This window comes from Catenuloplanes nepalensis (assembly GCF_030811575.1).
Lineage (GTDB): Bacteria > Actinomycetota > Actinomycetes > Mycobacteriales > Micromonosporaceae > Catenuloplanes > Catenuloplanes nepalensis.
Genome location: NZ_JAUSRA010000001.1, coordinates 6,821,483 through 6,846,472, shown reverse-complemented (window position 1 = coordinate 6,846,472; position 24,990 = coordinate 6,821,483). Strand labels below are relative to the sequence as shown.

The following is a 24,990-nucleotide window of genomic DNA, read 5'->3' as shown; positions in this document are numbered from 1 at the left end:
TTTTCGACGAGGAAGGCCCCGCTCCGGCGGGGCCTTCTTTGTGGGTACGCTCCGTAATTTGTGGGTAACCTTCAGTAATGACAGCCGGGACGACGACACAACCGAGGTGGGTACGCTTCTGCGTCTTCCTCGGCGTGGTCCTGCTGGTGCTGAGCGGGCTGGTGATCATCGGCGTCAGCGTGATCGAGGAGCGCTACTCCGGCCGGGTCGTCACCGCCGATCTCTTCGGCGACACCGACGACTTCGCGCCGCTCGCGGTCGCCACGCCAGGCGGCGGCGTCCGCGTGCTGAACAGCGAGAGCGCGCCGGACGTGGACCTGGACGGCCCGCTCGACCTGCTGCTGGTCGGCATCGACCCGCGGCCGAACGAGGAGCCGCGCCCGCCGCTCGCCGACGCGATCATGGTGTTGCACGTGGACGCGGCGCACGAGCACGCCTACCTCTTCTCTCTCCCGCGCGACCTGATCGTGGACATCCCGGCGTTCGCCAAGGCCGGATACCGCGGCGGCAGCGGGAAGATCAACGGCGCCATGGCGTACGGCAGCCGGGTTGTGGATACCGGCGGCCTGGACAACGCGCAGGGCTTCCAGCTGCTCGCCCGCACCGTGGTCGGCCGGACCGGCATCCCGCGCTTCGAGGCCGGCGCGATCCTCGACTTCGGCGGCTTCGAGGCCGTGGTGGACGCGCTCGGCGGCGTCGACATGTACGTGGACGAGCGCACGCTCTCCATCCACCGCGCCCCGAACGGCACGCTCCGCCCCGGCTGGGGGCCGCAGAAGGCGTACGAGGTCGGCGAGCAGCACATGAACGGGTGGGAGGCGCTGGACTTCGTCCGGCAGCGCAAGAGCCTGGCCGAGGGCGACTACGCGCGTCAGCGGCACCAGAAGCAGTTCCTCAAGGCCGTGCTCGCCCAGGCCACCGACTCCGGGCTGCTCACCGACCCGCTCCGGCTGGACCGGGTGCTGCGCGCGGCCGGCGAGTCGCTGACGTTCAGCGGGCGCGGGCACGACCTGCTCGACTACGTGGTCGCGCTGCGCCACCTGCGGCCGGACGACCTGACCACGGTCCAGCTGCCCGGCGCCGCGGTCGGGCGCGGCGCCGGATACCGCGGCGAGGAACTGCTGCCGGTCGCGGACGATTTCTTCGCGGCGGTCGCGGCCGACCGCGTCGCGGAGTACCTGTCGGAACACCCCGAACTTGCGTCGTGAACAGCGTGTAACGCGTACCACCCGGGTTGGGTCGCTGCCGGGCGCCCGACTAGACTCGGGCAAATCCCCGGCGGTCCGTCCCCTGGATCACCCGCATCCACCGGTCGGCCGGTTGACGAGGAGTCAGGCGTGGCTAAGCAGCTGCATGTCGAGGTCGTTGCCGTCGAGCAGAAGGTGTGGTCCGGCGAGGCCGAGATGGTCGTCGCCCGCACCACCGAGGGTGAGCTCGGGGTCCTGCCCGGTCACGCTCCACTGCTCGGCCAGCTCAAGGAGCCGTCCCAGGTCCGGGTCAAGCTCGCCGGCGGTGAGCAGCTCACGTGGGACGTCACCGGCGGGTTCCTCTCGATCTCCAAGGCCGGCGTGACGGTCCTGGCCGAGGAGGCCTCCCGGGCCGCGGCCCCCGCCGCCGCGGCTCACTGACCGGACGACGCGGATGCTGATCGTGGAGTGGGCCGGGGTGATCGTCCTCGTCCTGCTCCTCGCGGTCGGCGTGCTGGTGCTTCGCCGGGCCCTGTTCATCCGGGCCGGCGGCACCATCCGGCTGAGCGTCCGCACGTCGATCAGCGTGCCCGAGCGCGGCTGGTCCAACGGGCTCGGCCGGTTCGTCGGCGACGACCTGCGGTGGTACCGGATCTTCAGCTTCGCGCTGCGGCCGAAGCTCACGCTCACGCGGACCGGCCTGGTGATCGTGTCGCGCCGGTCGCCCGCCGGCCAGGAGGCCTACTCACTGCCGGCGGACTGGGTGATCCTGGGCTGCGCCCGGCCCGGCCGGGAGACCGTGGAGATCGCCATGGCGGAGACCACGGTCACCGGCTTCCTGTCCTGGCTGGAGTCCGCGCCACCGGGCGAGGTCTCCACGCGTTTAGCCGCGATGTGAGAGTCTAGCCGCGCTGTGAGCCTCCCGGCTTCCACAGCACGTCGCCGCTCGGGTTCGCGACCCGGGACAGAATGAACAGCAGGTCGGACAGCCGGTTCAGGTACTTCGCCGGCAGCGGACCGGTCCGCTCGCCGTCGGCCTCGATCAACGCCCAGGCCGACCGCTCCGCGCGCCTCGCGACCGTGCGGGCCACGTGCAGCAGCGCCGCGCCGGGCGTGCCACCGGGCAGCACGAACGAGGTCAGCGGCTCGCACCGGTCGTTGAACTCGTCGCACCAGGTTTCCAGGCGCGTCACGTACTCCTCGGTGACACGCAGTGGCTCGAATTCCGGCTTCTCGGCCGCGATCGGATTCCCGAGGTCGGCGCCCACGTCGAACAGGTCGTTCTGGATCTGCGCGAGCACCGCCCGGATCTCCTCCGGCAGCGCGCCCATCGCGACCGCCACGCCGATCGCCGCGTTCGTCTCGTCGACGTCCGCATAGGCGGCGATCCGCGGCGACGTCTTCGGCACCAGCTCGTTGTCGACCAGCCGGGTGCTGCCGCCGTCGCCGGCCCGGGTGTAGATGCGCGTCAGATGAACAGCCATGCCGCCCACCCTAGAGCGTGCCGGACCTTTCAGATCCAGACCCTTCTCTGCGCTGCGGCTGGCGCTGCGGCTGCTGCTGCTGCTGCTGCCGCTGCTGCCGCTGCTGCTGCTGCCGCTGCTGCCGCTGCTGCCGCTGCTGCTGCTGCCGCTGCTGCCGCTGCGGCCCGGTGTTTCTGTCGCTGCTGTTTTCTTTCGGCGCTTTCGCTGTGTCTTCGTTCTGTGGGAGTTCGGCCGCGACCGCCGATCTGGATCACGCAAGTCAGCTCACCTCGCACCCACTGACCGACCATACGACTCGGCGAGAGGTGAGCCGGTGCGGTGGGTCCGTGAAGCGCGGTGGCGGCTGACGCGGGTCTTCTGCGTCTCAAGGGGCTCAGGCGGCGGTGGGGGTGGCCCATACGATGGGCCACGTGGATCAGATCTCGGTGAACGGTGGGGCCCGGCTCGCGGGCGAGGTGCGGGTGGCCGGCGCGAAGAACTCGGCGCTGAAGTTGATGGCCGCGGCGCTGCTGGCGCCGGGGCGCAGCGTGATCACCAACGTTCCGCGGATCACCGATATCGCCATCATGGCGGAGGTGCTGAACCGGCTCGGCTGCACCGTGGACTTCGTCGACCCGGACGCCACGTCGCCGGTGCGCGAGGTGGTCATCGACGTGCCGGAGAAGCTCGGCACCGAGGCCGACTACGACCTGGTCCGGCGCCTGCGCGCGTCCATCGCCGTGCTCGGGCCGCTGCTGGCGCGCTGTGGCTACGTGCGGGTCGCGCACCCCGGCGGGGATGCGATCGGGTCGCGTGGGCTGGACATGCACGTGGCCGGGCTGGCCCGGATGGGCGCGGACATCACCGGCGAGCACGGCTTCGTGATCGCCTCCGCGAGCGGCGGGCTGCGCGGCGCCACGGTGTGGCTCGACTTCCCCAGCGTCGGCGCCACGGAGAATCTGCTGATGGCCGCGGTGCTGGCCAAGGGCGTTACCGAGATCGACAACGCGGCACGCGAGCCGGAGATCGTGGACATCTGCGCGATGCTGACCGCGATGGGCGCCCGGATCGAGGGCGCCGGCACGTCCACGCTGCGGATCGAGGGCGTGGCCGAGCTGCGGCCGGTCGTGCACGCCGCGGTCGGCGACCGGATCGTGGCCGGCACCTGGGCCTACGGTGCCGCGATGACGCGCGGGGACGTGACCGTGCGTGGTATCGACCCGGGTTACCTGGAGATCGCGCTGGACAAGCTGGTGACCGCCGGCGCCGCGGTCGACAAGGGCACGGACTCCTTCCGGGTGCGGATGGACACCCGGCCCGCCTCGGTCGACATCGTCACCCTGCCGTACCCGGGGTTCGCCACCGACCTGCTGCCGATGGCGATCGGGCTGGCCGCGGTCAGCGAGGGCGCTTCGTTGATCACGGAGAACATCTTCGACGGCCGGTTCATGTTCGTGAACGAGATGGCCCGCCTCGGCGCCGAGATCAAGACCGACGGCCACCACGCGGTCGTCCGCGGCCGGGAGCGGCTCTCCGGCGCGCCGGTGCGCGCCACCGACATCCGCGCCGGGGCCGGGCTGGTCATCGCGGGCCTCTGCGCGGACGGCGTGACCGAGGTCGGCCACGTGCACCACATCGACCGCGGCTACCCGAACTTCGTGGCGGACCTGCGCGCGCTGGGCGTGGCGGTGCACCGATCCGAGGCGCCGGACGAGCTGGCGTACTGAGCGGGCCAGCGGTGTTCGCCTGCCGGCGTTGCTTACTGAGCGATCAGCCGGCGGGCCCGGGACAGTTCCTCCGGGAAGACCAGGATGAGCCGGCGGCCGTCCGGTGCGGACGCGACCGTGGCCCGGATGCCCGCGTTCTGCAGCAGCCGCCGGAACTCCCCGGCGGTGTCCTCGTCGTCTGCGGTCACGGCCGGCGTCAGCAGGCCGAAGTCCTGGGCGCCGAGCAGGCCCAGGCCCTCGTCCAGTTCGCGGTCGAGCACGTGCAGCAGGGTCTCGCCCCGCGCGTCGGTGTCCCGGCGCAGAGCCCAGCGCAGCACGCCGCCGAGCAGCAGGCAGAGCACGAACGCGATGAGGGGCCCGGCCAGGTACCAGCCGGTGCTATCGGGCATGCGCCCATCTTGCCCCGGCCGATCCGTCGCGCACCGGAGGTTTTCCAAAGTCCCCCTCACGTAAGGTTTCCTTAGTGACCGTTCAAGGAGGCTGTCGTGACGGGTCGGCTCGCGGTGGTAGGCGCCGGACTGATGGGATCGGGCATCGCGCAGGAGGCCGCGCGGGCCGGCTGGCAGGTGACGCTGCGCGATCTGGACACGTCCGCGGTCGACCGGGGGCTGGCCGCGATCCGCACCTCGCTCGACCGGTTCGTGGCCAAGGAGCGGATCACCGCGGACGACGCCGAGGGCGCGCTCGCCCGGATCACCACGACCACGGACCTCGCCGAGGCGGTCGCGGACGCGGACGTCGTGGTCGAGGCCGTCTTCGAGCGGCTGGACGTCAAGCAGGACGTTTTCCGTACCCTCGATGAGGTTTGCAAGCCCTCGGCGGTGCTGGGCACGAACACGAGCGCGATCCCGGTCACCCGGATCGCGGCCGTCACGTCCCGCCCGGAGTCGGTGATCGGCACGCATTTCTTCTCGCCGGTGCCGATGATGCCGCTGTGCGAGCTGGTGCGCGGCCACCGGACCTCGGACGCGACGCTGGCCACCGCGCGGACGTTCGCGGAGGCGCTCGGCAAGACCTGCATCGTGGTGGAGCGCGACATCGCCGGGTTCGTCACCACCCGGCTGATCACCGCGCTGGTCGTCGAGGCGGTCAAGCTGGTCGAGTCCGGTGTGGTCTCGGCGGCGGACCTGGACACGGCCTGCCGGCTCGGCTTCGGCCACGCGATGGGCCCGCTCGCCACCGCGGACCTGACCGGCATCGACGTGCTGCTGCACGCGGCCCGCAACATCCACACCGACTCCGGCGACCCGAAGTTCTTCCCGCCGGAGCTGATGCAGCGGATGGTCGTCGCGGGCGAACTGGGCCGGAAGAGCGGCAGGGGTTTCTACGACTACTGAGCCGCTGCCGGCCGGCCGGTCGCGGTCAACTCACCGGTGCGGTTCCAGGTGGGCTCGCTCGCCCTGCGCGCCGAACATGGTGAGCAACTCCGCGGGCTGGGCGCCGGCGCTGCCGATCCAGTGTGGCACGCGGGTGTCGAACTCCGCGGCCTCGCCGGTGCCGAGCACGAACTCCCGCTCGCCGAGCACGAACCGGACGCTGCCGTTGAGCACGTAGAACCATTCGTACCCCTCGTGGGTCTGTGGTTCGGTGGTGGCCTCGCGCCCGGCGGGCGGGTAGATGACCTTGTAGGCCTGTACGCCGCCGGGCCGCCGGGTCAGCGGCACGATCGTGAGCCCGAACCGCCGGATCGGCCGCAGGTGAACGCGCGGATCCCCGGTCGGCGGTGCATTAACAAGATCATCCAGCGGTACGCCGTGCGCGCGGGCCAGCGGCAGCAGCTGCTCCAGCGTCGGCCGCAGCCTGCCGTTCTCCAGCCGCGACAGCGTGCTCGCGGTCAGCCCGGTCTCGGCCGCCAGCTCGGCCAGCGTGGTGCCGCGCGCCCGGCGCAGTGCCCGCAGCCGCGGCCCGACGCCGGTGAGCACGTCCTCCGTGATGTCCATGCCGTCATGATGCGGATCCGCAATTTTTCTTGCAAGCTCGGAAGTCACGCGGCGATGCTGGTCGCATGGTCACCACAGCTGAGGACGCCGCGGCGTTCTGGGAGAAGCACTACCGCGGACGGCAGGCCGGCGGCCGGGTCAACCCGCTGCTCGCCGAGGTCGCCGCGCCGCTGCCGCCGGGCACCGCCCTCGATCTGGGCTGCGGCGCCGGCGGCGACACGATCTGGCTGGCCAGGCAGGGCTGGCAGGTCACCGCGGTCGACATCGCACACACAGCCATCGACCGGCTCCGCACGCACGCGGCCGAGCTGGGCCTGGCCGACCGGGTCACGGCGGAACGCCACGACCTCGCGGCCGGCTTCCCGGACTTCCGGTTGCGTGTCGATGCGGCCGAGTTGGGCTTGGCCGATCGGGTCGAGGGGGAGCGCCACGACCTCGCGGCCGGCTTGCCGGACTTCCGGTTGCGTACGCACGCGGCCGGGCTGGGCTTGGCCGATCGGGTGGCGGGGGAACGCGATGACCTCGCGGCCGGCTTGCCGGACTTCCGGTTGCGTACGCACGCGGCCGAGCTGGGCCTGGCCGATCGGGTGGCGGCGGAACGCGATGACCTCGCGGCCGGCTCGCCGGGCCTTCGGCGACCGGCTTCGCGGCCGGGTGGAATGTTCGATTTGATCTCCGCGCAGTATTTCCACACCCGGTTTCCGCTCGACCGGACCCGGGTGCTGCGGACGGCGGCGTCCGCGCTGAGGCCCGGCGGTCTGCTCCTGATCGTCGACCACGGTTCCATCGCGCCCTGGTCCTGGAACCAGGACCCGGACGCGCACTTCCCCACGCCCACTTCGGTGGCGGCTTCCCTGGACCTGGACCCCACCGGGTGGTCGATCCTCCGTGCCGACATGCCCCGCCGCCGCGCCATCGGCCCCGGCGGCCAGACCGCCACCGTCACCGACAACGTTCTCCTCATTCAGCGGACCCGAGCATGACCACCGGCGAGCCCGCTCCCGGGCCAGCCGGCGGCGGCCCAGCCGGCGGCGGGAGCGTTGTCGTCGGGGCGGCCGGTGCCGGAACGCCGGCTGCGGTGGCCGGAAGGCCGAAGCGCAGGCCGAGAACGAAGGACGTCGGGCCGGGGTGGACGGACCCGGGGGAGAAGGCGACGCTGCGCGGGTTCCTGGACTACCTGCGGAACTCGGTGATCGAGAAGGTCGCGGACGTGCCGGAACCGGAGGTGCGCACGGCGGGCGTGGCGTCGGGCACCAACCTGCTCGGGCTGGTCAAGCACCTGGCCGCGGTCGAACGGTTCTATTTCCTGGGCGAGCCGATCACGAACCTGCGCCGCACCATGCGCCCGGCGCGGGGCGAGACGGTCGAAGGGCTGATCACGTGCTATCGGCACGCGATCGCGGAGGCGAACGAGGTCATCGACGCCTGGACCGGCCTGGCGGATCCCGCACCACGCCCGCCGGGCCGCGGCCTGCCACCGACGCGGCGGTGGGTACTGGCCCACATGATCGAGGAGACCGCCCGGCACGCCGGCCACATCGACATCCTCCGCGAACAGATCGACGGCTCCACCGGCCGCTGACCTCTTCCGGCCATGTCCGCGGCATGGGCGATCGGCCGCGGACAGTGCTCGCCCGAAATGCCCAGCCGAGGCGAGCGGGCCCCCGGCGGCTGAGAGGTGACTGGAGATCCTTATGCGGTTCCGGGCTGATTCGCGGCGGTCGAAACAGCCCGGTACCACATAGGGATCTTGCATCCCCGCCGTTGGGAGGCGCGGCACGGCCTTCGGGTCCGAGTAAGCGGCAGGCGAGTGGCCGAGTAAGCGGCGGGCGACCGGGCCGAGTAAGCGGCAGGCGAGCAAGTCGCGGGTGGGCGGGGGAGCAGGCGGCGGCCGGGCGGCCGCGTAAGCGGGGAGCGGGCGAGCCGCAGGGCGATGACTTGACTGTGAAAGACGTGGCGCACGCCCGTCGCGTCGTGCGCGCGCTACGGCGCTGATCCCGATTCGCGGTGTCGTGGCGCACGCCCAGCGCGTCGTGCGCGATCAGTCGACGGGCTCTCTCGTCCGCCTTGCTCTGCTTACCTGTCCAAAAGGGCGCGAGTCGGGCGGGGAACGGGCGGTGGGTTGCCGTCCGGCTTGGGCGGAATGTTCAGGTAAGCAGAGCAAAGGTGGGCGGGTAGGGCTGGCGGGCGTGGGGGCGGCGGATGGGGTTGATCTTCGATGGGGTTGGTCTTGCGGCCTCGGATCGTGCAGGGAGGAGCGCCAGCGACGACCGGTGCCCGCGGGAGCATGCCCAGCGGGACCACGCCGGAAGTGGGAAAGCTGGTTCTGGAGGGTTTTGGAGGTTCGGGGTGGGGGTCAGCCCTCGCGCGGGGCCGTCCATCGGAACGTGGTGAGGCAGAGGGCGAGGCCGGCCACGCACCAGAGCGTGAGTACCAGGGCGACGCGGCCGAGTTCCCAGGTGCCGGCCGGTTCCTGGCCGGCGAAGGAGTCGGGGAGGAAGGCGTAGCGCAGGCCCTGGCACATCCACTTGAGCGGGAAGAGCGCGGAGACGGACTGCATCCAGCCGGGGAGGGCGGTGAAGACCAGGAAGACGCCGGAGGTGAACTGGAGGATCAGCGCGATCGGGGTGACCACGGCGGAGCCGCTGCGGGACGTGCGGGCCAGGGAGGAGATGGCGATGCCGAGCAGCGTGCAGGCGGTGATGCCGAGCAGGGAGACCCAGCCGAAGGCCAGCCAGCGGTCCGGTGTGGACGGCAGGCTGAGGTCGAAGAACAGCACGGAGATGAGCAGCAGCAGCGCGGTCGTGGCGAGGCCGATGGCCAGGACGGACAGCACCTTGCCGGCGAAGTAGGTCCACTTCGGCATCGGCGTGCCGCGGTAGCGCTTGAGGACGCCGCGGTCGCGCTCGATCGGGATCCAGATGCCGAGGTTCTGGAAGCTGACGGTCATCAGGCCGGTGGCGATCATGCCGGTCACGAAGTACTGCGTGAGCGTGACGCCGCCGTCGATCTCGGTGCCGCCGAAGATCGCGGCGAAGATCGCCAGCATGATGACCGGGAAGCCGATCGTGAAGACCACGGACTCGCGGCTGCGGAGGAACTGCAGGATCTCCAGGCGGCCCTGGCGGAGAGCGAGGTTCACTGGGGGTCCTCCGTCGAGATCATCCGGAGGTAGATGTCCTCCAGCGTGGGGCGGTTGATCGTGAGGCCGGGGACCTCGCCGCCGAACTCCGCGGCGAGGCGGGTGACCAGCGCGGTCGGTGTCGCGGTCCGTTCCTGCGCGACCGTGCCGTCCGCGGTGCGCCAGCTCACCGTGGGCAGCGCGTTCTGGCGTCCGCCCAGGTCGGCCGGGGTGGCGACCTCGACCAGGCGGCCGCCCGCGATCACGCCGACCCGGGCGGCCAGCGCCTCGGCCTCGTCCAGGTAGTGCGTGGTCAGCAGGATCGTGGTGCCGCCCGCGTTCAGGTCGCGGATCAGCTCCCAGAACTCGCGCCGCGCCTCCGGGTCGAAACCGGTGGTCGGCTCGTCCAGGAACAGCAGCTCGGGGCGGCCCACGATGCCCAGCGCCACGTCCAGGCGGCGTTTCTGGCCACCGGAGAGCGCGTGGGTCCGGGCTCGCGCCTTGTCCGCCAGCCCGACGCGTGCGATCACGGTGTCCGGGTCGTCCGCGCTCGCGTAGAAGCCGGCGAAGTGGTGCACGATCTCGCGCACGGTCAGGTTGTCGAACTCGCCGGTGCCCTGCAGCACGATGCCGACCTTGCCGCGCCACGCGGTGCTCGGTGCGGCCGGGTCCTCGCCGAGCACCTCGACCTCGCCTGCGGTGCGCGCGCGGAAGCCCTCCAGGATCTCGACCGTGGTGGTCTTGCCGGCGCCGTTCGGGCCGAGCAGCGCGAAGATCTCGCCGGTGCGCACGTCCAGGTCCAGGCCGTTCACGGCGTTCACGGCGCCGTAGGACTTGTGCAGGCCGCGCACGGAGATCGCGTTCATGCGGTCCACTATGCGCCGGGCGCTCCACCGCCGGGCGGCGGGGCCGTCCTGTGTGAAGTTCCACAGACCGATCTACTTAACGGTAACTTAGACTCCGGTGCATGACGCGGCTGCCCGAGCGAGACCGTCCGTGGGTGATGCGCACCTATGCCGGGCACTCCTCGGCCGCGGCCACGAACGCGCTGTTCCGGCGCAACCTCGGTAAGGGGCAGACCGGGCTGTCGGTCGCGTTCGACCTGCCGACCCAGACGGGGTACGACCCGGATCACGAACTCTCGCGCGGTGAGGTCGGGCGGGTCGGCGTGCCGATCGCGCACCTCGGCGACGCGCGGGCGCTCTTCGACGGCATCCCGCTGGCGTCCGCGAACACGTCGATGACGATCAACGCGCCGGCGATGTGGCTGCTCGCGCTGTATGCCGTGGTGGCGGCCGAGCAGGGGGCCGAGGTAGCGGCGCTGGTGGGCACCACGCAGAACGACATCGTCAAGGAGTACCTGTCGCGGGGCACGCACATCTTCCCGCCCGGGCCGTCGCTGCGGCTGACCACGGACACGATCGCCTGGACCGTCGCGCACGCGCCGCGCTGGAACCCGGTCAACATCTGCTCGTACCACCTGCAGGAGGCCGGTGCCACGCCGGTGCAGGAGGTCGGCTTCGCGCTGGCCACCGCGGTCGCGGTGCTCGACGCCGTGCGCGACTCCGGCCAGGTCCCGCCCGAGCGGATGGGTGACGTCGTCGCGCGGATCTCCTTCTTCGTGAACGCGGGTGTGCGGTTCGTCGAGGAGATGGCGAAGATGCGCGCGTTCACCCGCCTCTGGGACCAGATCACCCTCCAGCGGTACGGCGTGCGCGACCCCCGGCAGCGGCGCTTCCGCTACGGTGTGCAGGTCAACTCGCTGGGCCTGACCGAGGCGCAGCCGGAGAACAACGTGCAGCGGATCGTGCTGGAGATGCTCGGCGTCACGCTGTCCCGCGACGCCCGCGCCCGCGCGGTCCAGCTGCCCGCCTGGAACGAGGCGCTCGGCCTGCCCCGCCCCTGGGACCAGCAGTGGAGCCTGCGCCTGCAGCAGGTGCTGGCGTACGAGTCGGACCTGCTCGACTACCCCGACCTGTTCGACGGCTCGCACGTGGTCGAGGCGCTGGTCGACGAGATCGCCACCGGCGCGCGGGCCGCGCTCGACGAGGTGCTGGAGATGGGCGGCGTGGTCGCGGCCGTCGAGTCCGGGCACCTCAAGGCCGCGCTGGTCGGCTCGCTGGCCGAACGCCGCCGCCGGATCGAGTCCGGCGCGGACGTGGTGGTGGGCGTCAACCGCTTCCGGGAGACCGAGCCGTCGCCGCTGACCGGCGCGGACACGATCGAGCAGGTCGACCCGGCGGTGGAGGCGGCGGCCGTGGCGGCGGTGCGGCGGTGGCGGGCGTCCCGTGACGCGGCAGCCGTGGCGGCGGCGCTGGCTCTTCTGAGGTCGGGCGCGGCCGGCGGGGAGAATCTCATGCCGGCGTCGCTGGCGTGCGCGCGGGCCGGGGTCACCACGGGGGAGTGGGCGGCGGCGCTGCGGGAGGTGTTCGGCGAGTACCGGGCGCCGACCGGGCTGACGGCCTCCGGTGCGTCCTCGCCGGATCCGGCGCTGCGCGCGGTGCGGTCGCGTGTCCTGCGGACCGCCGCGGAGCTCGGGAGTGGACGGTTGCGGATGCTGGTCGGCAAGCCGGGCCTGGATGGGCACTCGAACGGGGCCGAGCAGATCGCGGTGCGCGCCCGGGACGCCGGGTTCGAGGTCGTCTACCAGGGGATCCGGCTCACGGCCGGGGAGATCGTGGCGGCGGCGGTGCAGGAGGACGTGGACCTGGTCGGGCTGTCCGTGCTCTCCGGGTCGCACCTGGCGGCGGTGCCGGCCGTGCTGAACGGACTGCGGGCCGCGGGGTCGGCGGTGCCGGTGGTGGTCGGCGGGATCATCCCGTCGGCGGACGCGGCCGCGCTGCGGGCGGCCGGAGTGGCGCGGGTGTTCACGCCGAAGGACTTCGCGCTCACCGGGATCATCGACGAGCTGGTCAGCGTGGTGCGGGAGGCGCACGGCCTGGGAGCCTGAGGCACTCTGCGGTCTGCGGAAGCCGGACAGAACAACCTGCGCACTGTCCGGCGCCCGGAGAAAGCAGCGGAGCTCAGTCGGCCAGCGCGATGGAGATCCCGGTCGCGGCTGCCATGCCGCCCAGGACCAGCAGGCCGACCGCGCCGATGTCCAGGCGGCTGCCGAAGAGGCGATGCAGCAGCGCGGCGGCCAGCGGCAGGCCGGTGAACGGGGCCACGAAGAACACGGACCAGCCGGCCGTCCGCAGCACCAGCTGCGTCGTGGTGTGACCGCCGCCGAGCGTGACCAGGCCGGCGGCGAACAGCGCGGTGAACGCGGCCGCGGCCGCGCCGACCACCGGCAGCAGCGGCAGCACCCGGCGCGGCGGCGACGGGCGCGCGGTGCCGCGCTTGGCCGAGTCGATCCGCCGGGTCGCGCGGTCGAGCAGCGCGACCGCGCGGGTCTCCGGTGCGGCCTGGTCGGGGTAGCCGAGGTTCGCGCTCTGCGGCAGCACCGGCTCGGGTGGATCGCCGACCCGGGCCGCCCAGCCGGGACGCCGCCGGTGCAACGCGCGCAGCGCGGCCCAGATCCGGGACGCCTCGCGGTCCACGTCCGCGACGGACGCGGTGAGCGCGGCGGAGCGTCGCGCGGCCGCCGCCGCCATCGCCTCCGCGCGGACCAGCTCGGCGGTCGCGGTGGCGGCGCCGTCGTGGTAGGCGCGTTCGGTGGCGAGCAGCTCCGCGTCCCGGCGTGCGGTCGCCTCGGCCAGCGCGGCGAGCTGCCGCCGGTACTCCTCGGCGCTCACGACCCGGCTCCCGTCGTGTCGACCGCCGTGGTGTCGATCGCCGCCGACCGAGGGGCGGGCGGAGCCGCGGGCGCCTGATCGGCCGGCTTCGCTGGGCCCGGTGCCGCCGGGTCTGGTGCTGCCGGGTCCGGTGCTGCCGGTACGGCGCCGTGGTCGAGAAGCCGCGGTGGTGCCGGGTCCATCGGCCGCAGCCGCGCCGGGAGCAGGTCGGCCGGCACCGCGGGCGGCGCCCCCGCGGCCGGCGCGCCAGCCAGCGCTCGGCAGACGGCCGTGGTCTGCCAGGCGGGTGGCGGTGGATCCAGCCGGACCGGCAGCCCGCCGGCCGTGTCGCAGAACGCCTCGCGGCCGGTCAGGTGCACGCGCTCGACGTCCGGGTGCTCGCCGAGCGGCACGTCGCGCGCGATCAGGTGCACGCCGGCCGCGACGCCGGTGCGGACCAGCCGGTCCAGGTGCGCGCACTGCTGCGGGGTCAGCTCCGCGCCGTCGCCGAGCAGCACGGCGACCCGCCACGGCTCCGGGCGGCGGCCGGTCCGGTCGGCCAGCGTGTCGTACCGGCCGGCCGGCCCGGTCTCGTTGATCCGGCGGACGTGCTCGACCAGTTCGTCCAGCATCGTGGTCAGACCACCCGGCCCGACCGAGGTGAACACGCCGGCGGCGGCCAGCGGCGCGAAGCCGGCCAGCCCGCTGCCCAGCCGGTCCGGATCGTAGGCCCAGATCCGCAGGTCGCCGGCGGGCGCGCCGCCGAGCGCGCGGAGCAGCAGGCCGCCGATCAGGCCGTCCGCGGTGGACGCCCGCCGCCGGCGCCGGTCGCCGTCCTCCGGGTCGGAGGTGATCTCCAGGTGCGCGCGGTCGAGCAGCGGGACCAGCGCGGGCACGGTCGGCACGTCCTCGTCCACCGCGATCGTGCCGATCCGCAGCAGGCCGGCCCGGCCCGTCGCGGCCGGTCGCCACGCCGGCCAGGGCGCGCCCGCCGGGCCCGGGGCACAGGCGGCCACGAGCCGCCCGAGCACGGTGGCGCGCGCGACAGCCTCACCGTGGAAGCGTGCGAAGATCTCGTCGCGCGCGGTCTCCCGGGCCTCGGTGAGCGCGGCCAGGCAGGTGTCGTGCGCGCCGCGGATCACCTCGTACCGCCGGCGGGCCTCGGTCCTGGTCTCCTCGGCGCCGGCCTGCGCCGCGCGCGCCAGTCCGCGGGCGGCGGCCACGTCCTGACGGGCCGCGACCAGGCTGGACACTCGGGAGGGCACGCACCGATACTACCGATTCGAGGGCATATGCCGGGTCTGCGGCCGTCGTGTCACACGTGGAATCGTGTCACGCGTGGAATCCGGCAGCCCGTGCTGCCGCTCGTTCGGACCGCCTCGCGGACCGGCGCCGGAAGACCCAGACCGCCACGCCGATCAGCAGCACGGCGAAGACCAGCACCAGCGCGGGAAGCAGGATCGCCACGATGGACATGATCACGCTGGTCGCGTCCTCGGCCGTGCTCGCCACCGGCGCGCCGATGCCCGCGGTCGCCGTGTTGATCACCGGGCGCGCCGCCGCCTTCAGGCCGTGCACGCCGAGCGCGATGACCACGCCGGCCGCGATCGGCACCCACTGGTTCGACTCGAAGAAGTTCGCCGGGTCGGTCACGGTCACGGTCTCCGAACCCGCACCCGCGCCGAACACCAGGCCGCCCGCGGTCGGCCGGACCACGGTCTGCACCAGATCGTTGATGTGATCGACCACCGGGATCTTGTCCGCGACGAACTCGATCGCCAGCAGCACGGTCAGGATGGCGATCACCCACCCGTTCGAGAGCCACTGCCAGCCGCTCGGCAGGTTGATGACCTCGGTGTATCGGGCCAGCAGGCCCATCGCCAGCATCGGGATGTACGCGTTGAGTCCGGCAGATGCGGCCAGACCGGTACCAGTCAGAACTTCCAGCACATAGAACAGCATGGCACCCATGCGCCACCTCTGCCGTGTTCCGCTACCCTGCTCGGGTGCGTTTGGTGATTGCGAGATGCTCGGTGGACTATGTCGGACGACTCTCGGCGCACCTGCCGCCGGCGACGCGCCTGCTCATGGTGAAGGCGGACGGTTCGGTCTCGATCCACGCTGACGACCGGGCGTACAAGCCGCTCAACTGGATGAGCCCGCCGTGCAGACTCCAGGAGTCCGAGGGCGTCTGGCGCGTGGTCAACAAGGCCGGCGAGGAACTGCGGATCACGCTGGAGGAGATCTTCCAGGACACGTCGTACGAGTTGGGTGTCGACCCGGGCCTGGTCAAGGACGGCGTCGAGGCGCACCTGCAGGAGCTGCTGGCGGCCAACCCGACCACGTTCGGCGAGGGCTTCACGCTGGTCCGGCGCGAGTTCATGACCGCGATCGGCCCGGTCGACCTGCTCTGCAAGGACGCGTCCGGCGGCTCGGTCGCGGTCGAGGTCAAGCGGCGCGGCGAGATCGACGGCGTCGAGCAGCTCACCCGCTACCTCGAACTGATGAACCGCGACCCGCTGCTGGCCCCGGTGGCCGGCATCTTCGCGGCCCAGGAGATCAAGCCCCAGGCCCGCGTGCTCGCCGAGGACCGCGGCATCCGCTGCGTCGTCGTCGACTACGACAAACTCCGCGGCATCGAGAAAAACGAACTGACCCTGTTCTGAGAGCCACCCGCCGTGGCAGGAGATCCTTCCGGCGTGGTCGCGTTCCGAGTGCTCCTGCGGGCATCGGTCGTCGCCGGCTGAATGGCACCGCCTCCGCAGCGACCACGATCGCCCGGCGAGAATCGCGCGGGCGGGTACCCCGCGAACGGCACTCGCGATGCGTTTCTCTTCTTGTCCGCCTTGTGGAACGGCCGTCCCACTTCAGCGCTCGATCAACGGTCGCATGCACCTAAGGGCCCTCGGAGAGCTCCTAGAGGTCCCTCACGTGCATGCGACCGTTGATCGAGAAAGCGTTAGCCGATTATCGCTCTTCGTTGCCGGCGTTTGGCGGTCGGTTGCTGTTGATCGATAATGTTTTGCCTGTCTGAGGCATTGGCCGCGCTTCGTTCGTGGATACTTTCTCGATCACCCGTCGAATGTACGAAATCCACGTCATGGAGGCCTCAGGACGTGGATTCCGTACATTCGACGGGTGATCAAGCGCCGAAATGGATGCCCGTTCCATATGTTGGACGGCGGCCCCGCATTACCGCCTCGGGAATGCGGCGCTCAGCGCCGTTCCGGCAGAACAATCAAGGCCGCGCCGGCGCTGGTTGCCTTCCAAGGTCATCGCCGAGGTGCGCCCAAGCCTGCAGGGCTCGCGAAGTGCGCGGCTCGCGAAGTGCGCGGCTCGCCAAGTGCGGTGCCCGCGGGGCCCGCGCTTCGTGATCGGGGTGTCCCTCATGTCGCGCTAACTACGTGGGGGACGCCCCGATCACGGGCTCAGCGGCCGCGGCCGTAGAGGGTCTTGACGGCGCGGATCAGCAGGCGCTCGTGGGATGGCTTGCGGAAGAAGGAGAGGATCGGCAGCGGCGAGGGCATGCGGCGGAACGTGATCGACTTCGCGACCGAGAACTCGCGCAGCCCGTCCTCGCCATGGATGCGGCCGAACCCGGACTCGCCCACGCCGCCGAACGGGAGCGTGGACATGCCGGCGAACGTGAAGACGGAGTTGACCGACGTCATGCCGGAGCGCATGCCGCGGGCCAGCGCGATGGCGCGGCGGCGGCCGAAGACCGCGCCGCCGAGGCCGTAGGGCAGCGCGTTCGCCTTGGCCAGCGCCTCGGCCGCGTCCGCGACCCGGGTCACCGTGAGCGTCGGCCCGAACGTCTCCTCGCGGATCGCGGCCGCGTCGTCCGGCACGTCGACCAGCACGGTCGGGTGCACGAACGGCGGCTGCACCGCGTCCGCGCCGCCGACCACCGCGCGGGCGCCGCGGGCCAGCGCGTCGTCGATGTGCCGGCGGATCACGTCGATCTGGCCCGGCATGGTGATCGGGCCGAGGTGTGCGTTCTCCGCGCCGACCGTGATCTTCCGGGCGCCCGCGGCGAGCCGCTCGACGAACTCGTCGTGAATCGCCGAGACCACGTAGATCCGCTCGATGCCGACGCAGGTCTGGCCCGCGTTGGACATGCCGCCCCAGAGCGCGGCGTCCACGGCCAGGTCCAGGTCCGCGTCCTCGTCGACGATCATGGCGTCCTTGCCGCCGGCCTCGATCAGCACCGGCGTGAGCCGCTCCGCCGCCGCGGCCATCACCTTCCGCGCGGTGGCGGAGGAGCCGGTGAAGCCGAGCTTGCCGACGCCGGACCGGCAGAGCGCCGCGCCGGTGTCGCCGAGGCCGTGAATCGCGGTGAACACCGGGTGCTCCGGGACGACCTCGGCGAACGAGTCGGCCAGCCACTGGCCGACCGCGGGCGTGTACTCACTCGGCTTGAAGACGACCGCGTTGCCGGCGGCCAGCGCGTAGCAGATCGAGCCGAGCGGCGTGAGCACCGGATAGTTCCACGGGCCGATCACGCCGACCACGCCGAACGGCCGGTATTCCAGGTGCGCGGAGTGCTCGGCGACCAGCATGCGGGTGCGCACCCGGCGCGGGCCGAGCACGCGCTTGGCATTGTTCGCCGCCCAGTCGATGTGCTCGATCGCGCCGGCCGCCTCGACGGTCGCGTCGAAGACCGGCTTGCCGGTCTCGCGGTGGACCAGCTCGGTCAGCACCTCCAGCCGCTGCGCGAGCAGCGTGCGCCAGCGCCGCAGCCTGTCCCGGCGGCCGGCGAACCCGAGACCGGCCCACCAGGTGCCGGCCTCACGGGCGCGGGCCACCGCGAGGGCCACGTCGTCGGGCGTCGCCACCGGGAAGGTGCCGACCGTCTCGCCGGTGGCGGGATTGGTGGACGTCAACTTACCGTCGTCGACGACGGGCATCCCGGGGCTCATTCGCGGAGTCTAGATCTGAGGGCTACTCGTAAGTAAGTGTTCTCGGATGATCCTCTCCGCGACAGTGGCGGGATCCGGTAGTTCGCCGCGTTCGTGCAGCCCGACGTACCGGCTCTTGGCCGGGAACTCCGCGTCCCGCAGCGCGGCCTGCATGTCCGTGTCCATCACGCCGGGGTTCACCGACGCGACGGTCAGCGGCGGCTCGCGGTGCGCGTTCTCAGCCGCGAGGATCTCCATGAAGAACTCGCCGCCGCGCTTGGCCGTCGAATAGGCGGACCAGTTCTCGATCGTCCGCCCGGCCGCGCCGGACGAGACGAACAGCACCCGCGCCGCGCGCCCGGCCGCCGCGGCCAGGAACGCGTTGGTGAGCAGGATCGGCGCGGTCAGGTTCACCGTGATCGAGGTGGCCACCTCGTCCGCCGGGAGCGCACCCACCGGCGCGACCGGCGTGACCGTGCCGGCGTTGTGGATCAGCACCACCTCGCCGTCCGGCGCGAACGTCTCGCGTAGCGCCTCCGGCGTCGGCAACGTTGAGGGATCACTCAGATTTGCGGTCAATAGTGCGACGCGCGCCGGCTCCTGCAAGGCAAGATCGTCCTGCGCGCCGGTGAAGCTCCGGCCGATCCCGACGATCCGGTCCCCGGCCGCGATGACCTGCTCGAACAGCGCGGCACCCAGGCCGCGCGAAACACCCGTGACGATTACGGTCCGCATGCTGTCAGCCGTACCACAGATGGTGGCTCTGTCGGCAACACGACCCGGCGAGGATCCGCGCGCCACCGGCAGGGAAAATCGCGGTCGACGTGATGATGGAGGTGTCCGGTGAGCCGCATCGGCTTCGCCTGTCTGTGGGCTCCGAACCCGATCGCCACCTGGTCCCACATCCCGTGGCACCTGCGCGCGGCGATGCGCGGGCATGCCGAGGTCCCGGACGTCGGCGTGCAGATCCCGCACCGGGCGCAGACCGCGCTGAAGCTGATGCACGTGCGCTGGCGCAACAGCCGCCCGGTCACCACGTGGAAGCAGTCGCGGCTGACCGACGCGTTCGTCCGGCAGGCGATCCAGCGCGGCGCGGAGACGGCCGGGGTGGACGCGGTCGTCATGATCCAGGACCTGGCGATCGTCGACCGGCCGTACTTCACGTTTCAGGACATGAGCTTCGACGGGTTGCTGCACATCCAGGAGACGTCCGGCATCCCGCTGTTCCAGCACCTGACCACGGCCGAGCTGCGACGGCGCCGGGAGCGGCAGCTGGAGGTCTACGAGAAGGCCGCCGGGGTGATCGCGATGAGTCACTGGCTGGCCCGGAACCTGATCGAGGTCACCGGCGTACCCGCGTCGAAGGTTCATGTGGTGCATCCGGGCATCTCGGCCGGCGCGTCCGTGGAGGGCCCGCTGCCGGAGAGGACCGGCCCGCGCAACCGCCTGCTCTTCGTCGGCCGTGAGTTCCAGCGCAAGGGCGGCGACCTGGTGGTGGCCGCCCTGGAGATCCTGCGCCGCGACTTCGACCCGGCGATCACGCTGACCGTGGCCGGGCCGCGCGAGTGGCCGATGGACGGCGACGTCCCGGACGGCGTGACGTTCCTGGGCGAGCGCACGCTGGCCGAGGTGGCCGGTCTCTACGACACGCATGATCTCTTCGTGCTGCCGAGTCGGCTGGAGGCGTTCGGCATCGTCTTCGCGGAGGCGGCCGCGCGCGGGCTGCCCGCGATCGGCCGGGACGCGTTCGCCATGCCGGAGATCATCCAGCCCGGGGTCTCGGGCGCGCTGGCCGGCGGCGACGACCCGTACGACCTGGCCAAGCTGATCGCGGAGACACTCGCGGACGACAACCTCTTCGCGGAGTGTGCGGCCCGGGCCGGCGACGTCTCCACCCGCTTCTCCTGGGATCGCGCCGGGCGTGACGTAGTCAACGCGGTTGATGCCACGCTCGATCGGCGATGAATGGGAGACTCGCGCTTAACGTCCGTTAACACAGGAGGCGCAGCGTGGCGCGTGAGTTGCACACGATCGGAGTGGTCGGCCTCGGCACGATGGGCGCCGGCATCGTCGAGGTCTTCGCCCGGAACGGTCTGGACGTCGTGGCCGTGGAGATCGGTGAGGCGGCGCTGGAGCGGGGCCGCGGCATCCTGACCGGCTCGACGGACCGGGCCGTGGCTCGCGGCAAACTGGACCCGGCCGACCGGGACGCGTTGCTCGGCCGGGTCCGGTTCGAGGTCGGGCTGGACGCGCTGCGCGACGCCGACCTGGTGATCGAGGCGGTGCCGGAGCGGCTGGACCTCAAGCGCGCGGTCTTCGCGGAGCTGGACCGGGTCTGCAAGCCGGCCGCGATCCTGGCCACGAACACGTCCTCGCTGTCGGTCACCGAGATCTCGGTCGCCACCCACCGCCCGCACCAGGTGGTGGGCCTGCACTTCTTCAACCCGGCACCGGTGATGAAGCTGGTGGAGGTGGTCCGGACCGTGGTCACCGCGGACGACGTGGTCGCGGACGTGGCGGCGCTCTGCGCGCGGCTCGGCAAGCGTGGCGTGACGATCGGCGACCGGGCCGGGTTCATCGCGAACGCGCTGCTCTTCGGCTATCTCAACCACGCGGTCACGATGTTCGAGGGCGGGTACGTCTCGCGCGAGGACCTGGACGTGGCGATGCGTGCGGGCTGCGGGCTGCCGATGGGGCCGCTCGCGCTGATGGACCTGATCGGGCTGGACACCGCGTACGAGATCCTGGACACGATGTACCGCCGGGGCGGCCGCGACCGCCGCCATGCCCCGGCACCCTTGATCAAGCAGATGGTGACCGCCGGCTTCCTGGGCCGGAAGTCGGGCCGCGGCTTCTATACGTACGAGAAGCCGGGCTCCCCGAAGGTCATCACCGAAAATGTCACGAAAAACGCGGACGAAGTACGAGGGATGGAGATCGGCGCCGTCGGCGTCGTCGGCTCGGGCGTGATGGCGACCGGCATCGTCGAGGTCTTCGCCAAGGCCGGGTTCGACGTCGTCTCCGTCAGCCGTGGCGCCGAGGCCGCGGTGCGGGACAGGCTCACCGCCTCGCTCGACCGCGCCGTCGCCAAGGGCCGGCTGGACGCGGCCGCCCGCGACGCCGCGCTCGCGCGGGTCTCCTACGCGTCCACGATGGACGCGTTGACCGACGTCGGGCTCGTGGTCGAGGCCGTGGTCGAGGATCTCGCGGTGAAGAAGGCGCTCTTCACCGACCTGGACAAGGTGTGCAAACCCGGCGCGCTGCTCACCACGACCACCTCCTCGCTCCCGGTCATCGAGATCGCGATGGCCACCCAGCGTCCGGCCGACGTGGCCGGACTGCACTTCTTCAACCCGGCGCCGGTCATGTCGCTGGTCGAGGTCGTGCACACGATCCGCACGTCGCCCGCGACCCGGGCCACCGCGCGCGCCGTGGTGGAGCGGCTCGGCAAGACCGGAGTGTCCTGCATGGACCGGGCCGGCTTCGTGGTGAACGCGCTGCTCTTCCCATACCTCAACGACGCGGTACGCATGCTGGAGGGCTCCTACTCGACCGCGGACGACATCGACGCCGCGATGAAGCTCGGCTGCGGTTACCCGATGGGCCCGTTCGAACTGCTGGACGTGGTCGGGCTGGACGTGGCGCTGGCGATCCAGCGGGAGCTCTACCTGGAGCTGCGCGAGCCCGGCTTCGCGCCGGCACCGCTGCTGGAGCATCTGGTCACGGCCGGTTACCTGGGGCGGAAGGCGGGGCGCGGGTTTCGCGCCGTCAACTGAGGGTTGACGCCAGGCGAATCGTCAACCTATGGTTGACGCATGGCTACCGAACCCGTCATCCGGCTGGATGACCTCATCGAGCACGTCAAGAGTCAGCACCCGGAGGGCGACCACCTCACCCGGGTCTCCGACGCGATCCTGGTCGGCGAGCACCTCGGCGACCTCTCCGACCACCTGATCGGGCACTTCGTCGACCAGGCCCGGCGGGCCGGCGCGAGCTGGGCCGAGATCGGCCGCAGCCTCGGCGTCAGCAAGCAGGCCGTGCAGAAGCGGTTCGTCGGCGACCCGGCCGGGCTGGTCGACGAGAGCCGGTTCAGCCGGTTCACGCACCGGGCCAAGGTCGTCATGGAGCAGACGGTCAAGGCCGCGCGCGCGGCCGGCAACGACGTCGTCCGCACCGAGCACCTGGTCCTCGGCCTGCTCGACGAGCCGAACGCGCTCGCCGCGCTGGCCATCCAGGACCAGGGCGTCTCGCTCGAGGACGTCCGGGTCGCGGTCGTGGTCGTGCTGCCGCCGCGGGTCGAGGAGGACCTGCCGCCGCACCTGCCGTTCTCGGCCGGGGCGAAGAAGCTGCTCGACCTGATCGTCCGCGAGGCGCTGCGGCTCGGCCACAACTACGTCGGGACCGAGCACATGCTGCTGGCGCTGCTGGACGAGCACGAGGACGCGGGCGGCGACGCGCTGCGCGGCCTCGGCCTCACCAAGGAGCGCGCCGAGGCCTGGATCGTCGCCGCGCTCGACAGCCTGAAGAAGTAGGGCACCGGCCGGGACGTGGTGGAAGACGCCCCGGCCATCCATGATCCAGGCGTCATGCACGTCGTCACGGCGGGCTGTCCACGAACGTCCGCCGATCACGGACGAGACACCCGGCGACGTGCATGACGCCTGGATCACCGCTCACTCGGCCATCACCGCTCACTCGTCGGCCATCACGGCTCACTCGTCGGCCATCACCGCTCACTCGTCGGCCAGTGCGGCGATCGGTGCGACGCGGGCCGCGCGCCGGGCGGGCAGCACCGCCGCGAGCAGCCCGATGACCGCGGCGCCCAGAACCACGAGACCGATCCGGGGGTACGGCAGGGAGACCGCGACCCACGCGTGCGGGATCGACGCGTAGACGCCCGCGACCCCGAACGCGATGCCGAGCACGACCCCGGTCACGGCCGCGATCAGCGCCAGCGTCATCCCCTCGGCCAGCAGGCTCGCGCGCAGCTGGCGCCGGCTCAGCCCGAGCGCCCGGAGCAGCCCGAACTCGCGCGTCCGCTCCAGTACCGAGAGCGTCAGCGTGTTCGTGATGCCGGCGACCGAGATCAGCACCGAGAAGACCACCAGCGTGCCGACCACCGCGAGCAGCATGTCCACGGTCCTGCCGATCTGCTCCGCCCGGCTCTGCACGTCCGTGACCACGGCCAGCGGCACGGTGTCGGTGACGGACGCGACCGCGCCCCGGGCCGCCGCCGCGTCCACGCCGTCCTCGGTGAACACCCACAGCCCTTCGCGCTCCTCCACCCGCTGCACCTCGGGCAGCGCGGCCAGCCGCCCCGCCAGGTCCGCGGGCAGCCGCCGCCCGTCCGGCGCGGCCACCACGAAGTCGGTCGGGAACCGGCGCTGCAGCTCCGCCGTCGAGCTCGTGGCCAGCGACTGCGCGCCGACCAGGAACGTGGTCACCACGGTGATGCCGACGGTCAGCGCCAGCGCGGTCGCGGCCGCCCGGCGCGGCTGCCGCTCGCCGGACCGGGCCGCCAGCCGCCCGCCGGAGCCGAAGAGCAGCAGCGCCGGCCGGACCGCGAGCCGCCAGGCCGGCACGACCAGCACCGGACCGAGCGCGACCAGCGCGAGCATGGCCGGGGCCGCGCCCGCGGCCGCGAGCACGACGGTGTTGCCCAGCGCACCCGCGCTCACCATCGCGGCCGCGACCAGCGCGAGCAGCGCGCCGGCCAGCGCGCGGCGCCGGGACGTGGCGGCCTCGACCGGCGCGTCCGGTCGGCGCAGCGCCGCGATCGGGGCGAGCCGGGTCGCGCTCCGCGCCGGGCCGATCGCGGCCAGCACGGTCACGCCGACGCCGGTCAGCGCGCCGAGCAGCACGGTCAGCGGCGTCACCTGCGTCGACGCGGTCATCTGGCCGTTGCCGATCATCGTGAGGCCGGTCGCGCCGAGCTGCCCGGCCAGCAGGCCGAGCCCGAGGCCGGCCGCGGACGCGAGCCCGCCGACGATCGCGGCCTCCGCCAGCACCAGCCGGAACAGTTGACCGCGCAGCGCGCCGGCCAGCCGCAGCAGCGCCAGCTCGCGTTCCCGCTGCGCGACCAGGATCGCGAACGTGTTGTGGATGACCATCGCGGCCACCACCAGCGCCACCAGCGCGAAGCCGAGCAGGCCCGCGCGCATCATGGTCACGCTGCCCACCTGCGCGCCGGCCAGCCGGTCCGCGTACTCGGCACCGGTGATCACCTCGGCGCCCGGCAGCGCGTCCGCGACCGTGTCCGCGGCCGCGCGCTGGTCCGGGCCGGCGACCCGGATCGCGCCCCAGCCGGTCACGCCGGTCGCGGCCCGGAAGTCCGAGACCGGGACGAACACGGTGAAGTAGGGGACGCCCTCGGCGAGCGCGCTGATCCGTACCGGATGCGGCTTGTCGGGGTTGGTGGCGAGCGACAGCGAGTCACCGGGCTTCCAGCCGCGCTCCGCCGCCGTGGCCGAGTCGACCACGGCCTCGCCGGGCCCGGGGAACGTGCCCGCGGTCAGGCGCAGCGCGGACAGCTCCGGCCGGTCGGGCAGCGCCCGGATCATGGTGGCGGTCGCGCCCAGCACCGAGACCACGCGGCCGTCCGGGTCCAGCACGAGCGACTCCGCGGCGGCCTCGCCGGCCGCGTCCGTCACGCCGGGCAGCGCGGCCACCCGGGCCAGGTCGTCGTCGGTGAACCGGCCGCCGGCCGTCGCGCGGGCCGCCACCGGCTTCGCGTCCCGGGCGGCCTCCTGGTAGAGACTCGCGGTCATCGTGTCGGTCAGGATCAGCGTGCCGCTCACGAACGCGACCCCCAGCGCGACGGCGAGGGCGGTCAGCAGCAACCTGGTCCGGCGGGCTCGCAGCCCGGAGAGGAGAACGTTTCGCACGCCTTCCGACGCTAGGGACGCGCCACGGCCGGGTCGTCTGCCTCAGGTCGAGCCCGC

23 protein-coding genes are annotated in these 24,990 nt (G+C 72.3%); 12 read left to right on the top strand and 11 right to left on the bottom strand.

Translation table 11 applies throughout. The features are described from left to right. The first annotated feature begins 77 nt into the window (after nucleotides 1-77). From J2S43_RS29345 to J2S43_RS29335, 3 genes are all read left to right on the top strand, one after another. Nucleotides 78-1,208 (top strand): LCP family protein, encoded by a 1,131-nt coding sequence (locus J2S43_RS29345; RefSeq protein ID WP_306834696.1) that lies wholly within the window; start codon nucleotides 78-80, stop codon nucleotides 1,206-1,208. A 129-nt stretch (nucleotides 1,209-1,337) separates the two neighbouring features. Then, nucleotides 1,338-1,628: a F0F1 ATP synthase subunit epsilon gene (locus J2S43_RS29340; protein ID WP_306834694.1), complete on the top strand. Its 291-nt coding sequence runs from the start codon at nucleotides 1,338-1,340 to the stop codon at nucleotides 1,626-1,628. Nucleotides 1,629-1,641: 13 nt separating this feature from the next. Then, nucleotides 1,642-2,085, top strand: a complete 444-nt coding sequence (locus tag J2S43_RS29335; protein ID WP_306834692.1) for a DUF2550 domain-containing protein — start codon at nucleotides 1,642-1,644, stop codon at nucleotides 2,083-2,085. Between the two features lie 4 nt (nucleotides 2,086-2,089). Here the strand turns inward: J2S43_RS29335 and J2S43_RS29330 are convergent, their stop codons facing one another. Further along, nucleotides 2,090-2,671: a cob(I)yrinic acid a,c-diamide adenosyltransferase gene (locus J2S43_RS29330; protein ID WP_306834690.1), complete on the bottom strand. Its 582-nt coding sequence runs from the start codon at nucleotides 2,669-2,671 to the stop codon at nucleotides 2,090-2,092. Between the two features lie 401 nt (nucleotides 2,672-3,072). On the opposite strand from J2S43_RS29330, the gene murA reads away from it, so the two are divergent. Further along, nucleotides 3,073-4,377, top strand: coding sequence for a UDP-N-acetylglucosamine 1-carboxyvinyltransferase (gene murA / locus J2S43_RS29325; RefSeq protein ID WP_306834688.1), 1,305 nt, complete (start codon nucleotides 3,073-3,075; stop codon nucleotides 4,375-4,377). A 32-nt stretch (nucleotides 4,378-4,409) separates the two neighbouring features. Here murA and J2S43_RS29320 read toward each other — a convergent pair whose 3' ends face one another. Continuing rightward, complete coding sequence (locus J2S43_RS29320) at nucleotides 4,410-4,766, bottom strand: hypothetical protein (RefSeq protein ID WP_306834686.1); 357 nt, start codon at nucleotides 4,764-4,766, stop codon at nucleotides 4,410-4,412. Nucleotides 4,767-4,862: 96 nt separating this feature from the next. Between J2S43_RS29320 and J2S43_RS29315 the strand changes: the two genes are divergently transcribed. Beyond that, on the top strand, nucleotides 4,863-5,714 hold the full coding sequence (locus J2S43_RS29315; protein ID WP_306834684.1) for a 3-hydroxyacyl-CoA dehydrogenase family protein: 852 nt from the start codon (nucleotides 4,863-4,865) through the stop codon (nucleotides 5,712-5,714). A 30-nt stretch (nucleotides 5,715-5,744) separates the two neighbouring features. Here J2S43_RS29315 and J2S43_RS29310 read toward each other — a convergent pair whose 3' ends face one another. After that, the gene (locus tag J2S43_RS29310) at nucleotides 5,745-6,317 is read right to left on the bottom strand and encodes a helix-turn-helix domain-containing protein (RefSeq protein ID WP_306834683.1); all 573 of its coding nucleotides are present in this window, start codon (nucleotides 6,315-6,317) and stop codon (nucleotides 5,745-5,747) included. A 65-nt stretch (nucleotides 6,318-6,382) separates the two neighbouring features. Between J2S43_RS29310 and J2S43_RS29305 the strand changes: the two genes are divergently transcribed. Then, on the top strand, nucleotides 6,383-7,300 hold the full coding sequence (locus J2S43_RS29305) for a class I SAM-dependent methyltransferase (protein ID WP_306834681.1): 918 nt from the start codon (nucleotides 6,383-6,385) through the stop codon (nucleotides 7,298-7,300). Between the two features lie 95 nt (nucleotides 7,301-7,395). After that, a complete protein-coding gene (locus J2S43_RS29300; protein ID WP_306834679.1) occupies nucleotides 7,396-7,899 on the top strand; it encodes a DinB family protein in 504 nt (167 codons plus the stop codon). Nucleotides 7,900-8,673: 774 nt separating this feature from the next. Here the strand turns inward: J2S43_RS29300 and J2S43_RS29295 are convergent. Both J2S43_RS29295 and J2S43_RS29290 read right to left on the bottom strand, forming a co-directional pair. After that, nucleotides 8,674-9,459, bottom strand: coding sequence for an ABC transporter permease (locus tag J2S43_RS29295; protein WP_306834678.1), 786 nt, complete (start codon nucleotides 9,457-9,459; stop codon nucleotides 8,674-8,676). Then, nucleotides 9,456-10,313, bottom strand: a complete 858-nt coding sequence (locus tag J2S43_RS29290; RefSeq protein WP_306834676.1) for an ABC transporter ATP-binding protein — start codon at nucleotides 10,311-10,313, stop codon at nucleotides 9,456-9,458. The genes J2S43_RS29295 and J2S43_RS29290 overlap by 4 nt, the downstream gene beginning before the upstream one ends. Nucleotides 10,314-10,405: 92 nt before the next feature. Between J2S43_RS29290 and J2S43_RS29285 the strand changes: the two genes are divergently transcribed. After that, the gene (locus tag J2S43_RS29285; RefSeq protein WP_306834673.1) at nucleotides 10,406-12,388 is read left to right on the top strand and encodes a methylmalonyl-CoA mutase family protein; all 1,983 of its coding nucleotides are present in this window, start codon (nucleotides 10,406-10,408) and stop codon (nucleotides 12,386-12,388) included. A 73-nt stretch (nucleotides 12,389-12,461) separates the two neighbouring features. Here the strand turns inward: J2S43_RS29285 and J2S43_RS29280 are convergent, their stop codons facing one another. From J2S43_RS29280 to J2S43_RS29270, 3 genes are all read right to left on the bottom strand, one after another. Then, complete coding sequence (locus tag J2S43_RS29280; RefSeq protein WP_306834671.1) at nucleotides 12,462-13,172, bottom strand: hypothetical protein; 711 nt, start codon at nucleotides 13,170-13,172, stop codon at nucleotides 12,462-12,464. Then, entirely contained in the window at nucleotides 13,169-14,416 is a 1,248-nt protein-coding gene (locus tag J2S43_RS29275; protein WP_306834670.1) for a hypothetical protein, read from the bottom strand. The genes J2S43_RS29280 and J2S43_RS29275 overlap by 4 nt, the downstream gene beginning before the upstream one ends. Before the next feature lie 67 nt (nucleotides 14,417-14,483). Further along, a complete protein-coding gene (locus tag J2S43_RS29270) occupies nucleotides 14,484-15,101 on the bottom strand; it encodes a DUF4126 domain-containing protein (protein WP_306839522.1) in 618 nt (205 codons plus the stop codon). 56 nt (nucleotides 15,102-15,157) lie between these two features. On the opposite strand from J2S43_RS29270, the gene nucS reads away from it, so the two are divergent. Continuing rightward, on the top strand, nucleotides 15,158-15,817 hold the full coding sequence (gene nucS, locus J2S43_RS29265) for an endonuclease NucS (RefSeq protein WP_306834668.1): 660 nt from the start codon (nucleotides 15,158-15,160) through the stop codon (nucleotides 15,815-15,817). Nucleotides 15,818-16,579: 762 nt separating this feature from the next. On the opposite strand, the gene J2S43_RS29260 is transcribed toward nucS, so the two are convergent. Next, entirely contained in the window at nucleotides 16,580-18,070 is a 1,491-nt protein-coding gene (locus tag J2S43_RS29260) for an aldehyde dehydrogenase family protein (protein WP_306834666.1), read from the bottom strand. Nucleotides 18,071-18,079: 9 nt separating this feature from the next. After that, nucleotides 18,080-18,784, bottom strand: coding sequence for an SDR family NAD(P)-dependent oxidoreductase (locus J2S43_RS29255; RefSeq protein ID WP_306834664.1), 705 nt, complete (start codon nucleotides 18,782-18,784; stop codon nucleotides 18,080-18,082). Nucleotides 18,785-18,892: 108 nt separating this feature from the next. Between J2S43_RS29255 and J2S43_RS29250 the strand changes: the two genes are divergently transcribed. The 3 genes from J2S43_RS29250 to J2S43_RS29240 all read left to right on the top strand — a co-directional run bounded on the left by J2S43_RS29250 (nucleotide 18,893) and on the right by J2S43_RS29240 (nucleotide 22,581). Then, nucleotides 18,893-20,014, top strand: a complete 1,122-nt coding sequence (locus J2S43_RS29250) for a glycosyltransferase family 4 protein (RefSeq protein WP_306834662.1) — start codon at nucleotides 18,893-18,895, stop codon at nucleotides 20,012-20,014. 89 nt (nucleotides 20,015-20,103) lie between these two features. Continuing rightward, nucleotides 20,104-21,825: a 3-hydroxyacyl-CoA dehydrogenase family protein gene (locus tag J2S43_RS29245; RefSeq protein ID WP_370881789.1), complete on the top strand. Its 1,722-nt coding sequence runs from the start codon at nucleotides 20,104-20,106 to the stop codon at nucleotides 21,823-21,825. Between the two features lie 39 nt (nucleotides 21,826-21,864). After that, nucleotides 21,865-22,581, top strand: coding sequence for a Clp protease N-terminal domain-containing protein (locus J2S43_RS29240; protein ID WP_306834659.1), 717 nt, complete (start codon nucleotides 21,865-21,867; stop codon nucleotides 22,579-22,581). A 201-nt stretch (nucleotides 22,582-22,782) separates the two neighbouring features. Here J2S43_RS29240 and J2S43_RS29235 read toward each other — a convergent pair whose 3' ends face one another. After that, the gene (locus J2S43_RS29235) at nucleotides 22,783-24,933 is read right to left on the bottom strand and encodes an FtsX-like permease family protein (protein WP_306834657.1); all 2,151 of its coding nucleotides are present in this window, start codon (nucleotides 24,931-24,933) and stop codon (nucleotides 22,783-22,785) included. Nucleotides 24,934-24,990: the final 57 nt, after the last annotated feature.

Excerpts from the sequence above, each read along its gene's own strand:
- J2S43_RS29240 (WP_306834659.1), top strand. The coding sequence starts at position 21,865 with ATGGCTACCGAACCCGTCATCCGGCTGGATGACCTCATCGAGCACGTC.
- J2S43_RS29255 (WP_306834664.1), bottom strand. The coding sequence starts at position 18,784 with ATGCGGACCGTAATCGTCACGGGTGTTTCGCGCGGCCTGGGTGCCGCG.
- J2S43_RS29330 (WP_306834690.1), bottom strand. The coding sequence starts at position 2,671 with ATGGCTGTTCATCTGACGCGCATCTACACCCGGGCCGGCGACGGCGGC.
- J2S43_RS29260 (WP_306834666.1), bottom strand. The coding sequence starts at position 18,070 with ATGAGCCCCGGGATGCCCGTCGTCGACGACGGTAAGTTGACGTCCACC.
- J2S43_RS29335 (WP_306834692.1), top strand. The coding sequence starts at position 1,642 with ATGCTGATCGTGGAGTGGGCCGGGGTGATCGTCCTCGTCCTGCTCCTC.
- J2S43_RS29310 (WP_306834683.1), bottom strand. The coding sequence starts at position 6,317 with ATGGACATCACGGAGGACGTGCTCACCGGCGTCGGGCCGCGGCTGCGG.
- J2S43_RS29345 (WP_306834696.1), top strand. The coding sequence starts at position 78 with ATGACAGCCGGGACGACGACACAACCGAGGTGGGTACGCTTCTGCGTC.
- J2S43_RS29305 (WP_306834681.1), top strand. The coding sequence starts at position 6,383 with ATGGTCACCACAGCTGAGGACGCCGCGGCGTTCTGGGAGAAGCACTAC.
- murA (WP_306834688.1), top strand. The coding sequence starts at position 3,073 with ATGGGCCACGTGGATCAGATCTCGGTGAACGGTGGGGCCCGGCTCGCG.
- J2S43_RS29285 (WP_306834673.1), top strand. The coding sequence starts at position 10,406 with ATGACGCGGCTGCCCGAGCGAGACCGTCCGTGGGTGATGCGCACCTAT.
- J2S43_RS29245 (WP_370881789.1), top strand. The coding sequence starts at position 20,104 with ATGGGCGCCGGCATCGTCGAGGTCTTCGCCCGGAACGGTCTGGACGTC.
- J2S43_RS29320 (WP_306834686.1), bottom strand. The coding sequence starts at position 4,766 with ATGCCCGATAGCACCGGCTGGTACCTGGCCGGGCCCCTCATCGCGTTC.